This window comes from Marinobacter sp. RI1 (assembly GCF_041155085.1).
Classification (GTDB): Bacteria; Pseudomonadota; Gammaproteobacteria; order Pseudomonadales; family Oleiphilaceae; genus Marinobacter; species Marinobacter nauticus.
The window spans coordinates 2,768,425-2,781,014 of record NZ_AP031605.1; the positions used below are offsets into that span (position 1 = coordinate 2,768,425).

Annotated in this window: 14 protein-coding genes and 2 tRNA genes; 2 read left to right on the forward strand and 14 right to left on the reverse strand. The window is 57.8% G+C overall.

The annotated features are described in order from the left end of the window. Nucleotides 1-20 precede the first annotated feature (20 nt). On the reverse strand, nucleotides 21-899 hold the full coding sequence (gene dapA / locus ACAM27_RS12450) for a 4-hydroxy-tetrahydrodipicolinate synthase (RefSeq protein ID WP_011785174.1): 879 nt from the start codon (nucleotides 897-899) through the stop codon (nucleotides 21-23). A 74-nt stretch (nucleotides 900-973) separates the two neighbouring features. On the opposite strand from dapA, the gene ACAM27_RS12455 reads away from it, so the two are divergent. Further along, nucleotides 974-1,441, forward strand: coding sequence for a peroxiredoxin (locus ACAM27_RS12455; protein ID WP_011785175.1), 468 nt, complete (start codon nucleotides 974-976; stop codon nucleotides 1,439-1,441). A 4-nt stretch (nucleotides 1,442-1,445) separates the two neighbouring features. On the opposite strand, the gene ACAM27_RS12460 is transcribed toward ACAM27_RS12455, so the two are convergent. Continuing rightward, nucleotides 1,446-2,522 carry an AI-2E family transporter gene (locus ACAM27_RS12460; RefSeq protein ID WP_011785176.1) on the reverse strand — a complete coding sequence of 359 codons (1,077 nt, stop codon included), beginning with the start codon at nucleotides 2,520-2,522 and terminating at the stop codon, nucleotides 1,446-1,448. A gap of 15 nt (nucleotides 2,523-2,537) precedes the next feature. Then, complete coding sequence (locus tag ACAM27_RS12465) at nucleotides 2,538-2,765, reverse strand: sulfurtransferase TusA family protein (protein WP_011785177.1); 228 nt, start codon at nucleotides 2,763-2,765, stop codon at nucleotides 2,538-2,540. A gap of 156 nt (nucleotides 2,766-2,921) precedes the next feature. On the opposite strand from ACAM27_RS12465, the gene ACAM27_RS12470 reads away from it, so the two are divergent. Next, the gene (locus ACAM27_RS12470; protein WP_369612066.1) at nucleotides 2,922-4,394 is read left to right on the forward strand and encodes a M48 family metalloprotease; all 1,473 of its coding nucleotides are present in this window, start codon (nucleotides 2,922-2,924) and stop codon (nucleotides 4,392-4,394) included. 17 nt (nucleotides 4,395-4,411) lie between these two features. Here the strand turns inward: ACAM27_RS12470 and nadA are convergent, their stop codons facing one another. The 11 genes from nadA to ruvB form a co-directional block, all read right to left on the reverse strand. After that, nucleotides 4,412-5,473 carry a quinolinate synthase NadA gene (nadA, locus tag ACAM27_RS12475; protein WP_369612067.1) on the reverse strand — a complete coding sequence of 354 codons (1,062 nt, stop codon included), beginning with the start codon at nucleotides 5,471-5,473 and terminating at the stop codon, nucleotides 4,412-4,414. Between the two features lie 191 nt (nucleotides 5,474-5,664). Continuing rightward, nucleotides 5,665-5,740 (reverse strand) — tRNA-Lys (locus ACAM27_RS12480). Nucleotides 5,741-5,802: 62 nt separating this feature from the next. After that, nucleotides 5,803-5,878, reverse strand: a tRNA-Lys gene (locus tag ACAM27_RS12485). A gap of 113 nt (nucleotides 5,879-5,991) precedes the next feature. Beyond that, nucleotides 5,992-6,768, reverse strand: a complete 777-nt coding sequence (gene ybgF, locus ACAM27_RS12490; RefSeq protein ID WP_369612068.1) for a tol-pal system protein YbgF — start codon at nucleotides 6,766-6,768, stop codon at nucleotides 5,992-5,994. Nucleotides 6,769-6,791: 23 nt separating this feature from the next. Then, complete coding sequence (gene pal / locus ACAM27_RS12495) at nucleotides 6,792-7,361, reverse strand: peptidoglycan-associated lipoprotein Pal (protein WP_222447985.1); 570 nt, start codon at nucleotides 7,359-7,361, stop codon at nucleotides 6,792-6,794. Between the two features lie 54 nt (nucleotides 7,362-7,415). Next, nucleotides 7,416-8,738 carry a Tol-Pal system beta propeller repeat protein TolB gene (tolB, locus tag ACAM27_RS12500; protein ID WP_369612069.1) on the reverse strand — a complete coding sequence of 441 codons (1,323 nt, stop codon included), beginning with the start codon at nucleotides 8,736-8,738 and terminating at the stop codon, nucleotides 7,416-7,418. 14 nt (nucleotides 8,739-8,752) lie between these two features. Beyond that, nucleotides 8,753-9,781 (reverse strand): cell envelope integrity protein TolA, encoded by a 1,029-nt coding sequence (gene tolA, locus ACAM27_RS12505; RefSeq protein ID WP_369612070.1) that lies wholly within the window; start codon nucleotides 9,779-9,781, stop codon nucleotides 8,753-8,755. Between the two features lie 18 nt (nucleotides 9,782-9,799). After that, nucleotides 9,800-10,246 (reverse strand): protein TolR, encoded by a 447-nt coding sequence (tolR, locus tag ACAM27_RS12510; protein ID WP_011785184.1) that lies wholly within the window; start codon nucleotides 10,244-10,246, stop codon nucleotides 9,800-9,802. 33 nt (nucleotides 10,247-10,279) lie between these two features. Then, on the reverse strand, nucleotides 10,280-10,969 hold the full coding sequence (gene tolQ, locus ACAM27_RS12515) for a protein TolQ (RefSeq protein ID WP_011785185.1): 690 nt from the start codon (nucleotides 10,967-10,969) through the stop codon (nucleotides 10,280-10,282). A gap of 38 nt (nucleotides 10,970-11,007) precedes the next feature. Beyond that, complete coding sequence (ybgC, locus tag ACAM27_RS12520) at nucleotides 11,008-11,427, reverse strand: tol-pal system-associated acyl-CoA thioesterase (RefSeq protein WP_011785186.1); 420 nt, start codon at nucleotides 11,425-11,427, stop codon at nucleotides 11,008-11,010. Then, on the reverse strand, nucleotides 11,420-12,451 hold the full coding sequence (ruvB, locus tag ACAM27_RS12525; protein ID WP_011785187.1) for a Holliday junction branch migration DNA helicase RuvB: 1,032 nt from the start codon (nucleotides 12,449-12,451) through the stop codon (nucleotides 11,420-11,422). The genes ybgC and ruvB overlap by 8 nt, the downstream gene beginning before the upstream one ends. Between the last annotated feature and the right edge of the window lie 139 nt (nucleotides 12,452-12,590).

A 12,590-nucleotide genomic window follows, 5' to 3' on the forward strand; every position in this document is an offset into this window, starting at 1 on the left:
GGTTAACGGTAACGGTGGCCTCAGAGAACACCTGAGGCCTTGAGCGCGTCTTCCACCTCGCCGTGGAACTTTTCGCTGAGCGGCGTCAGAGGCAGACGAATACCCTCACCGATCATGCCCATGCGGTAAAGCGCCCATTTTACCGGAATCGGGTTGGCCTCCAGAAACAGCTTGCGATTAAGCGGCATCAGCAGTTCGTTCAAGCGGCGGGTTTCGTCTTCGTTGCCCGCAATGGCGGCTTCACAAAGCTCAGCCATGGCCTTCGGAGCGACGTTGGCCGTTACCGAAACATTACCTTTCGCACCCGCCAGCATCAGATCTGCCGCCGTGGCGTCGTCACCGGAGTAAACCGCAAGGCGTCCATCCAGGGCTTCGATCAGCTCGGCGCCACGGGGAATGTTCCCGGTCGCGTCCTTGATACCAACGATATTGGGGATATCGGCCAGGCGGACGACCGTCTCGTTGAGCATATCGCAGGCAGTGCGCCCCGGTACGTTGTAGAGAATCTGGCTCATGCCCGGTACCGCTTCCGCGATGGCCTTGAAGTGCTGATACAGGCCTTCCTGGGTCGGCTTGTTGTAGTAAGGCACTACGAGCAGACAGGCATCGGCACCGAGTTTGTGGGCTTCGGTGGTCAATTCGATGGCTTCGCGCGTACTGTTACCACCGGTACCTGCAATAACGGGAATCCGGCCGTTTACACGTTTTATGATGTGCCCGATCGTCCGGATATGTTCCTCCGGATCCAGGGTTGCGGATTCGCCAGTGGTGCCCACAGCAACAATGCCATGGGTGCCGTTTTCGATATGAAAGTCCACCAGCTTGTCCAGATCCTCCCAGTGAATATCACCGTTTGGATACATGGGCGTGACCAGTGCGACAAGGCTACCCGTAATCATAAAAGCTCCGTCCGAATAAAACCGATATGGTAATGTTGGGCTCGAACTGACACAAGGGAATTAAAGGAGATGTCATGTCATCCGTAGCATTGAATCAACCCGTGCCAGAATTTCAGGCTGAGGCCACTGGCGACCAGACCGTTCGCCTGAGCGACCTGAAAGGCCGGAACATCGTTATTTATTTCTATCCGAAAGACAATACACCGGGCTGCACCACCGAGGGCCAGGACTTCCGGGACAGAATGGAAGCCTTTGCTGCCGAGGACACCGAGATTTTCGGCGTCTCGCGGGATGGCCTGAAAGCCCATGATAACTTCCGGGCAAAATACGACTTTCCGTTCCACCTGATTTCCGACAAGGACGAATCCCTGTGCAAGCTGTTCGACGTCATCAAGCTCAAGAAGCTTTATGGCAAGGAGCACCTTGGCATTGAACGCAGCACCTTCCTGATCGACAAGGAAGGCGTGCTGCGCAGGGAATGGCGCGGCGTCAAGGTAAAAGGGCACGCCGACGAGGTGCTGGAAGCCGTCAAGGCCCTTTAACGCCCTATTCCGCAATGGCTGGTGGCGGAGGCGACTCTTTCACCGGCCAGGCGGCGAAGACCGCTTTCAGCATCGTCGCCAGCGGAATCGCAAAAAACACGCCCCACAAGCCCCAGATTCCGCCAAAGAACAACACGGCAACAATAATCGCCACCGGGTGCAGGTTGTTCACTTCCGAGAACAGAATCGGTACCAGGACATTGCCATCAAGCGCCTGAATAATGCCGTAGATGACCATGACCCAGATAAAATGGCTGCCCCAGCCGAACGCAAACAGGCCGATTACGGCCACCGGAATGGTGACCACCGCAGCGCCAATGTAGGGAATCACCACGCTCAGCCCCACCAACAGGGAAAGCAATGCCGCATAGGGCATGCCGAGAAACTTGAAGGCGACATAGGTGACGCCACCCACTATCAGGATCTCCACCGCCTTGCCACGGACATAGTTGGCGCACTGCAGGTTTACTTCATGCCAGATGCGAACCATCATCGGCCGCTGCGGAGGCAGCAGACGGGCGAAAGAGTTCACCAGAACCCGGCGGTCTTTCAGGAAGAAAAACACCAGGATAGGCACCAGAACCATGTAGATCAGCAAGGCCACAAGATCCGGAATGCTGGACAGCGAGAAAGACACCAGCCATTGAGTCAGGTGCCCTACTTCGGCCGAGATCTGCTGATACATGGTATTCACAGATTCAGCAGAAACCAGATGCGGATATTGTTGCGGCAGAACCTCCAGATAGGACTGCAGCTCGCGGATGATCCGTGGCGCTTCGCCGGCAAGGGTACTCAGCTGGGTCCAGATCAACGGCAACAGGCCGAAAATAAAACCCACCAGCACGCCCAGGAACACCACAAACACGCCAATCACGGCGATCAGCTCAGGCACACCCATCCGGTTCAGTTTTGACACCAGACCCTGCAGAATGAACGCGACAATCAGGGAAGCAATGGCCGGTGCCAGCATGGCCCCGAACCAGATGATAAAGACAGTGCCTGTCACCAGCAGCAAAAACAGGATGACGGCTTCTTCGTCTGAAAAATACTTGTGGGCTAGACCGCGCAGAATTCTGACCATGAATGACTCCGGAAATTAACCGCCGCACTTTATCACGAAACGGTATTCCCCATTACTCTCCGATTGGCTGACAAGCGTATGGGCCGACAACGCCAGCCAGGCAGGTATGTCCCTCAGTGAGCCGGTATCCGTGGCGACAACCACCAATTCCTCCCCGGGCGTCATGGAGTTGAGTTCCAGCTTGGTTTTCAGCAGCGGCATGGGACAACGCAGGCCGCTGGCATCCAGGGTTCTGTCAGCCATAATCAGCATTTACCATTACGTTTCATACAGTAATCAGGCAGGCATTATGCCGCTGGTGTTACTCTATTGCATCACAAGAGTTGGTAATACTCCGGAGAACTTGCCGGCTGCCGCCTTGTCAAACCGGCAACACGAATTCGAGGCATCCTCAGACATATGAAGTACCAGAACGAAGGCCAACACCGCTCCCCCTGGGCCCTGATCGTTTTTCTGGCCCTCAGCATGGCGGTCACCAGCCCGGCCACACGCGCGCAGTCGTCAGACCTGCCAAGCATCGGCGGTAGCGGCGGCCTGATCTCCGGACAGATGGAAGCCGATATTGGCCAACAGGTTATGGCCTCCATTCGCCGCTCCGCCCCGCAACTGCAGGACCCACTGGTCTACGACTACCTGAGCGCGATCATCTATCGTCTGGTGCCGTCTGCACCGCTGGATAACCGCGACCTGAAGCTGGTTCTGATTGACAGCCCGGCCATCAACGCCTTCGCGGTGCCCGGCGGTGTCGTGGGCGTAAATGGGGGCCTGTTTCTGAACGCAGCCACCGAACAACAGTTTGCCTCGGTCCTGGCCCACGAACTGGCCCACCTCAGCCAGCGCCACTTTGCCCGCCGAATGCAGCAACAGGAAACCAGCGCTCCGCTGACGCTGGCAGGCATGATCGCCGGTATCGTGCTATCTGCAGTTACCCAGTCAGACATTGGCATTGCCGCCATTGCCGGCACCCAGGCCATGGCGGTACAGAACATGCTGGCCTACAGCCGCTCTCACGAACAGGAAGCCGACCGGGTTGGCATGGACATCCTGGCCAGTGCCGGCATGGACCCGCGAGGCATGCCCGAGATGTTCGAAATCATGATGCGCCAGAACCGCCTGCAGGGGAATCGCCTGCCGGAATACCTTTCCACTCACCCCCTGACCCAGAACCGGGTTGCCGACACCCGCAACCGGGCCGAGCAGTACCCTGATACCCGGGTGCAGGATGGCCAGGAATACCACCTGGTGCGCAGTCGCCTGCAGGTGCACTACAGCGAATCCCCGGAAACGGCGATAGAAACCTTCGAGGCCTACCTGGCTCGGGAAGACGCCCAGCGCAACGATGCCATCCGCTACGGCCTGGCGGTGGCTTATCAGGAAAGCCGACGCTACGACAAGGCCGAACCATTAATGCAGGAATTACTGAAAGCCAACCCCGGGCGCATCACGTTCCAGGTGTCACTGGCGGAGGTGCTGCTCAGCCAGAAACGATATGCCGACGCCAGAGCGCTTATGCAGGAGGCACTGGCGCGCAACCCCGGAAACTATCCAATAACATCCACGCTGGCGGCCATAGAGATTGCCGATGGTAACGGGGCCGCTGCTGCCGACTACCTGAGGGAGCTGACTCGCCGCCTTCCCAGCCAGGAGCAACTGTGGCTGAGACTGGCCGAAGCCGAAGGTATGGCTCGGAATATTGTCGGGGTGCACCGGGCGAGAGCGGAATACGATGTACTGATGGGCGATCTGAAATCAGCACAGCGGCAATTGCGCCAGGCTCAGGAGAAACTGCCGGCCGGCTCCGCCGAACGCCAGGTGGTGAGTGAGCGCCTTGGTGAGCTGACTAACCGGCTCCAGGCGCGCGAAGCCGGTTAGGACTAACCCCGGAACCTTCAGGCGTTGCCGGCAGCCTTGAGGTTCATGTTGGCGGTGAAGTCCAGCATCCGGCGCAGCGGCCGCAGCGCGTCTTCTCGCAGCGCGTCATCCACATGCACTTCCTGGTCGCCATGCTCAAGCACGTGCAGCAGATTCTCCAGACCGTTCATGGCCATCCAGGGACAATGGGCACAGCTTCGGCAGGTTGCGCCGTTGCCCGCGGTGGGCGCTTCAATCAACGTTTTGTTGGGCGCCAGCTGTTGCATCTTGTAGAAAATGCCGTTGTCGGTTGCAACGATAAACTCTTCGTTCGGAAGCGTTTGCACCGCATGAATCAGTTGCGAGGTTGAACCGACCACATCCGCCATCTGTACCACCGCATCGGGTGACTCCGGGTGCACCAGGATTGCTGCATCCGGGTACAGAGCCTTGAGGTCTTCCAGGCCACGGTACTTGAATTCCTCGTGCACGATGCAGGAGCCGTCCCACAGCAGAACGTCTGCGCCTGTGGTTTTCCGTACATAGCCGCCCAGGTGTTTGTCTGGCGCCCACAGGATTTTTTCACCTTTGGCGTCCAGATGCTCAACAATGGCCTGGGCGCAACTGGAGGTGACCACCCAATCGGCCCGGGCTTTCACCGCAGCCGAGGTGTTGGCATAAACCACGACGGTGCGATCCGGGTGCTGATCACAGAACTCGGAGAACTCGTCTGCCGGGCAACCAACATCAAGCGAGCAAGTTGCCTCCAAAGTCGGCATCAGAACCTTTTTCTCCGGATTCAGAATCTTTGCCGTCTCTCCCATAAAACGAACGCCGGCAACGACAACGGTGGATGCCGGGTGCTGGTTACCGAAGCGCGCCATTTCCAGGGAATCCGCCACACAACCACCGGTCTCTTCTGCCAGCCGCTGGATGTCCGGATCGGTGTAATAATGCGCAACCAGAACGGCATCCTTCTCCTTCAGAGCCACCTTGATCCTGGCCTCGAGATCAGCTTTCTCTGAGGCGCTCAGGGGCTTGGGCTCCGCCTGATGGGCGAGATGTTCCTGAACCAGAATGCGGTCTTGCGCTTTAGTCATCACTTATTCTCTGATTGACGTTAACGGCCAGAGTATATCACTTCTGCCTTTGGTTTCATGATCCTGCAATGTGGGTATGCCAGGCTGCAGGATAGCGTCCGTCCTGTGGGTATAGGTGGGTTCTTGCGGGCAAAAAAAAAGAGCCTTTCGGCTCTTTTTTCCGCAAACCCCGTGTTGACGGTTTGCCTTGTTGGTGGGTCGTGAAGGATTCGAACCTTCGACCAATTGGTTAAAAGCCAACTGCTCTACCAACTGAGCTAACGACCCCTGACTGGCTGTGCTGGCTTTTCATCCAGCGAACGCGCGGCCAAAACCTCGCGCTTTGAATTTGGTGGGTCGTGAAGGATTCGAACCTTCGACCAATTGGTTAAAAGCCAACTGCTCTACCAACTGAGCTAACGACCCAAACGAGGCGCACATATTACTGATATTTTTTTGGTGATCAACCCCTTTTTTTCACGGTCGACCAACTTTTTTCAATGACCGATCAAGATCCGTGCAAGTTGACCAGATACCGATCAACCCTGGGCGGAATCAAGATACTTCTTCGCCAACTCTGCCGCTCCTGAATCCGGGTACTGTTCGACCACGGAGTTCATCCGGCGCCGCGCCTCGTCTTTTTCGCCCAGACGATCCAGGGTCACCCCCAGCTTGTACACAGCGTCCGGTGCCTTGCGATGATCACTATAGCGCGTCGCAACAATGGTAAAAGCCTGACGGGCCTGCTCCAGCTGAGGTTTCGCCAGATAGACTTCTCCAAGCCAGTAATAGGCATTAACGGTGAGGTCGCCCTCGGGGTAGGTATCCACAAACTCGTACAGGCGGGTTATCGCCGTGTCGTAGTCTTTCTTGTTGCGGATAAGGTCGATAATGTCGTTATAGGTTTTCTGCTCTTCCGGTTCCGGCGAGCGATACACCCGGGTCGGCTTCAGTCTTCCACTGTCTGCTGAAGCTCCCGCTGCAGTCGGCTGCTGTGCAGCACTGGCCCCGGACTCGACGGCCTTGGACAGCTCCAGTATCCGCTGATCCAGATCCACATAGCGGTCCCTGCCCTGCTGTTGCAGGCGACCAATCTGGTGCTGATGTTCTTCAACCTGGCCACGCAGGTCTCGCACTTCGCGCTGCAGTTGCTGAATCATGTAGAACAGCTCTGCCGTGGCCTGGTTGTTGCCGGCCTTACGCTGGGCCTCGGAGCTGTTGTTCTGGAATGCGGGTGTGGACGACTGTGCATGGGTGACTCCCGCCAGGCCAAGGCCCAGCGGGATCAGCACGGCCGCCATGAGCTGTTTTCTCATGGATACGTCCGTCTAGGTCGGTTTTACTGGAATACCAGCTCTACGCGACGGTTCTGTGCCCAGGCACTTTCAGAGGAACCACGCACGGCCGGCTTTTCTTCACCATAGCTTACGGTTTCAATCTGGCCACGGGAAGCGCCGTTTACAATCAGGAAGCGCTGTACGGCGTTCGCGCGGCGCTCACCCAGAGCCAGGTTGTATTCCTTGGTACCACGCTCGTCAGCATGACCTTCCAGGCGTACCTGCTGACGCGGGTTGTCCGCCAGGTAGCGAGCGTGGGCAACCAGCACGTCACGGGCGTCCGGCTTGATTTCGGACGTATCGAAATCGAAGTAGAAGGTGGTAATGTCACGCAGGGCTTCCTGCTCGGCTTGCTCCTGAGCGGCCCGACGCTCGTCATCAGTCAGCTCGGAGGCGGAAACGCCGGAGCCATCCGCACCACCGTAAACGGTAGAACCGCCATCCTGATCAATCGCGGCCACGTCAGAACCGTAAGTACCCTCTTCCATGTTTTCACCGGTGGAGCTACAACCAGCAACCAGGCCGGCGGACAGGAGCATGGCAAACGCTTTTGCAGAGAAAGACATCTTCATCACGTTATTTCCTCTTTTCAGGTCTTCGTTGAATTAATTCAGTTCAGTGCATTTTCAGCGGGTAACCGGCCCCCAGGCCGGCTCCCGCACTTCGCCCTCAGAGGCCGGCAGGCTATACGCCGCGCCTCCGTCTGCGGATACCACGGTCAGTACGCCTTCCCCATTCTGACGGGTTGCGTAGATCAGCAACCTGCCATTGGGAGCCACACTGGGTGATTCATCGGAGCCGGTTCGGGTAATAACCGTCTCTTCGCCGGTCTCCAGGTTCGTTCTGGCAATATGGAAGGCACTGTCGCGCTGATGAACGTAATAGACATAGTCACCCGTGGGGCTCGGTCGCGGCCTTGCGTTGTAGCGACTGCCAAAGGTAATTCGACGCGGCTCAGCCCCCGGGCGTTCCATGTGATAGAGCTGCGGCCCACCGGAGCGATCAGAGGTAAAGTAGATACCCCGGTCGGCATGGTCCCATGCGGCTTCGGTATCAATCGCCCAATGGTCTGTCAAACGCGTCAGATTGCGGCTGGCAAGGTCCATCCGGTAAATCTCGGCGTTACCGTCACGGGAAAGCGTCATCAACAGCGAACGGCCATCGGCCGACCAGGCCGGTGCCGAGTTCAGCCCCGGGAAGTCTGCGACCTTCTGGCGCTCACCGGTAGCCAGTTCGTGGACAAAAATGACCGGCTTGCCAGTCTCGAAGGAAACATAGGCCAGTTTCTTTCCATCCGGCGACCAGGCCGGTGACAGAATGGGCTCCCGGCTTTCCAGCCGGACTTTGGAGCGCTTACCATCCACATCGCTGACCTGAAGCCGGTAACGGGTCTGCTCGCCCTCACCAGACACGGTGATGTACGCCAGCTTGGTGGAGAATACACCGGGAGCTCCGGTAATAGCCTCATACACCCGGTCACTGATGTGGTGGCCCAGCGACCGCAGGTTAGAGGCAGGAACTGCCGCCGTTTCACCAAGAATCCGCTTCTCCTGGTTAACATCAAACAACTCGTAGCGTGCCTGAATCCGATCACCATTGCGGGCCAATTGCCCCACCAGCACATAGCGCTGCCCCAGCATGCGCCAGTCCCGGAAATAAACCTCGGAGCGCTCAGAGGGAAGGCTCAGCATTTTTGATGGTTCTAGCGGACGAAACTCACCACTCATGGTCAGATCTGCCTGCACGATACCGCCCACCTTGTCCCCGGCGGGCATACTGCCACTCTCAGCGAACGGTACAACGGCAATCGGAATGGCCGACCCCGCACCTTCGGTAATGCGGATCAACAGTTCCGCCCGGGCGCCCAGGGATGCCGTCAAAAACAGCACCAGGCAGGCAATAACCGGTGTCTTCAGAAAGCTACCAGAGCAACGGGATCTGCTTTTCATAAACATTATCAACCTCACCGCAGTCTTTGCGGGTTGAATTCAATCATGAACTGGCGGAAATAACGCTCAAACGTGTCACGATTATCCGGAATGGGATAGCGGTTCAATGATCGGACCGCACTCAGGGCCGAGTTATCAAACGCAGTGTTGCCACTGCTACCGACCAACTTCACACTGGCCAGTTCACCAGTGGGCAACAGTGTGATCTGCAACCTCGCCGTCATGTTTTCATTCGCTGAGGACGGCGGATACCACGCCTGCTTTAACCGCTCGCGAATCAACGCCTGGTATTTATCACTCTCGCTCTGCATCTGCGCTTCTCTTGCACGCGCTGCCGCGGCTTCCTGCTGGCGGCGGGCTTCCGCTTCACGCTCCTGCCTGGCCTGATCCGCCAGCGCTTCCAGCTGCTGTTCACGCAGGCGCCTCTCAGCCTCAAGACGTTTCCGCTCTGCCTCTTTGCGAGCTTCCTCTTCGCGGCGCTGGCGTTCAGCCTCTTCTTTCTTTCGCTGCTCTTCCTGGCGGCGCTTTTCTTCCTCGGCCCGGCGTTTGGCCTCTTCTTGCCGCTTGCGCTCTTCCTCAGCTTTCTGCCGTTCCCGCTCTTTGGCTTCGGCTTCCGCTTTCTGGCGCGCCGCTTCACGCTCTCTGGCTTGCTTCTCTGCCAGCTCCTTAGCCTGCGCCTCTTGCTGACGACGCTCTTCTTCGCGCCTGCGAGCTTCTTCCTGAGCCTTCCGTTCCGCCTCCTGCCGGGCTTTTTCTTTAGCCTGGCGCTGGCGTTCAGCTTCTTCCTGCTCGCGCGCCTGTGCCTGCTTGCGCTCCTGCTCTTTATCCGCCTCGTCCTGCTCTTCCACCACCGGTGTCGGCCTTGGTTCAGGACTGATCAGCCGGGCCGAAATACTTCTGGGCTCCGGTTCTGGTGGCGTATTCCACGACCACCCGGCCAGAGCAATACCGAACACCAGCAGGTGCAGCCCTACCGAGACCGCCACCGGCGATTTCAGAGGTGCTTTTCCGGTACTGACGATGTCCCGCTTGTGGCCCTTCAAAATGTCACCATCATCCAATTACTGATTATCATTGGGCGCGTCGGTAATCAGGCCAATCCCGGTGGCCCCGGCAGCCTGAAGCTCAGCCATCAGGCGCACCACCACACCGTAGTCCACGTACTCATCGCCCCGGACGAGCACTTCACCGTTGCTCCGTTGGGACAGAATCTTTGCCACCTGGTTGCGCACCTCGTCCAGCGCCATCGGCTCGCTGGCGTCGTCACCCACTTCCAGGTAGTAGGCCCCATTGCTATCCACAGATACGGTGATGGATTCCACGTCTTTGTCCTGCTGAATCGGATCGGAGGTTGTCTCCGGCAGATCCACCTTCACGCCCTGGGTGAGCATCGGTGCCGTCACCATGAAGATCACCAGAAGCACCAGCATCACATCGATGTAGGGGACTACGTTGATCTCAGACATCGGCTTGCGCCGCTGCTGAGGCATCATTCCCATACCTTTCATCTCGCTACACTCCTGTTACCGCCAGATGGCAACTTATGCTGCGGCCTGATCGCTGTTGTGGACCCGGCGATGCAGAATGCTGGAAAACTCTTCCGCAAAGGTTTCATAGTTCTTCAGCAAGGCGTCTGACATGGCCGAGAACCGGTTATAGGCAATGACCGCAGGGATGGCCGCGAACAGGCCCATCGCCGTGGCAATCAACGCCTCAGAGATACCCGGCGCCACCGTGGCCAGCGTGGCTTGCTGCACCTGGGCCAGCCCGCGGAAGGAGTTCATGATGCCCCACACGGTACCGAACAGGCCAACGTAGGGACTGGTGGAACCGACCGTCGCCAGGAACGGCAGATGGGTTTCCAGGCGCTCCTGCTCCCGGGAAAAAGCCACGCGCATGGCTCTTTGGGTACCTTCCATCACGGCGTCGGCATCCCTGCTCTGCTGACGAAGGCGGGAGAACTCTTTGAACCCTGCCCGGAACACAGACTCCATACCGGAAAACGGCGTTGGCTCCGCACTCACTTCTTTGTAGAGCTGGCCCAGATCCATGCCGGACCAGAACCGGTCCTCAAATTCCAGCTGAGCCTGACGGGCTTTCCGGAAGACCTGCAGGCGCTGGAAAATCAGTGCCCAGGAGACGACCGATGCCAGCATCAGCAACAGCATGACCAACTGCACCAAAATCCCTGCATTCGCAATCAGATGCCAGACTGACAGTTCCGTTTCCACTGTTCACTCCCAAGTAGTTTTGTAAATCTTTCAACAAATTATACGAAATTCTTAAGAATTTCCTGCATATTTTCCGGAAGACGCCGGGGTTTGCCGGTATCCAGTGCAACACAGGCCACACGAACGTCTGCATCACACAGCAACTGCCGATCATCCGCGCGATACACGCATTGCCGAAAGCCCATCCAGACCCGGGATGCCGCTTTCAGCTCAGCCGTAACCAGCAACTGATCGTCCAGCTTCGCGGGCATCCGGAAGTGCAGATTCATCTTTTGCACCACGTAGCTGATGTTGTGCTCCAGCCCTGCACGAAGCCCGACACCCTGGCTACGGACCCACTCCGTTCTGGCACGCTCCATGTAGTGCAGGTATTTGGCATGAAAAACAATGCCACCGGCATCTGTATCTTCTATGTAGACCCGAACCGGCAATTCAAAGCTGGCAGAGGGATCACTCAAACAGGTCGTCCTCCCGGCCGGATCTGGGCGGCACCACTCCGAAATGCTGGTAGGCATTCGACGTTACCATACGCCCTCTCGGTGTACGCACCATGTACCCCTGCTGAATCAGGAACGGCTCCAGTACGTCCTCAATGGTACCCCGCTCCTCACTGATTGCGGCCGCCAGACTCTCCACACCCACCGGGCCACCATCAAATTTCTCGATCATGGCCAGCAACAGGCGACGGTCCATGTGGTCGAAGCCCTGGCTGTCCACCTTCAGCATGTTCAGTGCCTGGTCGGCAATATCCGCCGTGATATGGCCATTGGAGCGCACTTCGGCAAAATCCCTGACCCGGCGCAGCAGCCGGTTGGCAATCCTCGGGGTTCCCCGGGACCGGCGGGCAATCTCGAACGCCCCTGCCTCGTCGATTTCCACCGACGACAGCCGGGCCGAACGGGTAATAATATGGGTGAGGTCCTGGTGATTGTAGAACTCCAGGCGCTGGACAATGCCGAACCGGTCTCTCAGCGGCGACGTCAGCAGACCAGCACGGGTGGTTGCCCCAACCAGCGTAAAGGGCGGCAGATCCAGCTTGATAGACCGTGCAGCCGGCCCTTCACCAATCATGATATCCAGCTGATAGTCTTCCATGGCCGGATAGAGCACTTCCTCCACCGCCGCACTCAGGCGATGGATCTCGTCGATAAACAGGACGTCACCTTCCTCGAGGTTGGTGAGCATGGCAGCCAGGTCTCCGGCCTTTTCCAGTACCGGGCCGGACGTCGTCTTGATCGAGACACCCATCTCATTGGCAATGATGTTGGCCAGAGTGGTTTTACCAAGCCCGGGAGGGCCGAAAATCAGCACATGATCCAGCGCTTCCTGGCGGCCCCGGGCAGCGGAGATAAAAATCTCCATCTGTTCGCGTACCGTAGGCTGGCCCACATACTCGGAAAGCAACGTCGGACGGATCGCCCGATCATGCACTTCCTCATATTCTCCGGCCTTGGCCGATATCAATCGGTCCGATTCAATCATGGCATTATCCGCTTGCTGGGAATAAACAACATGCCCGCTGGCTCACCCTGTAAGTCAGGTTGCACCAATTGTACAAAGGGGCGCTTGTGAGTCACGTTACGCTCTATACACATTGGTGTCATGGTTCTGTGGCCATAGC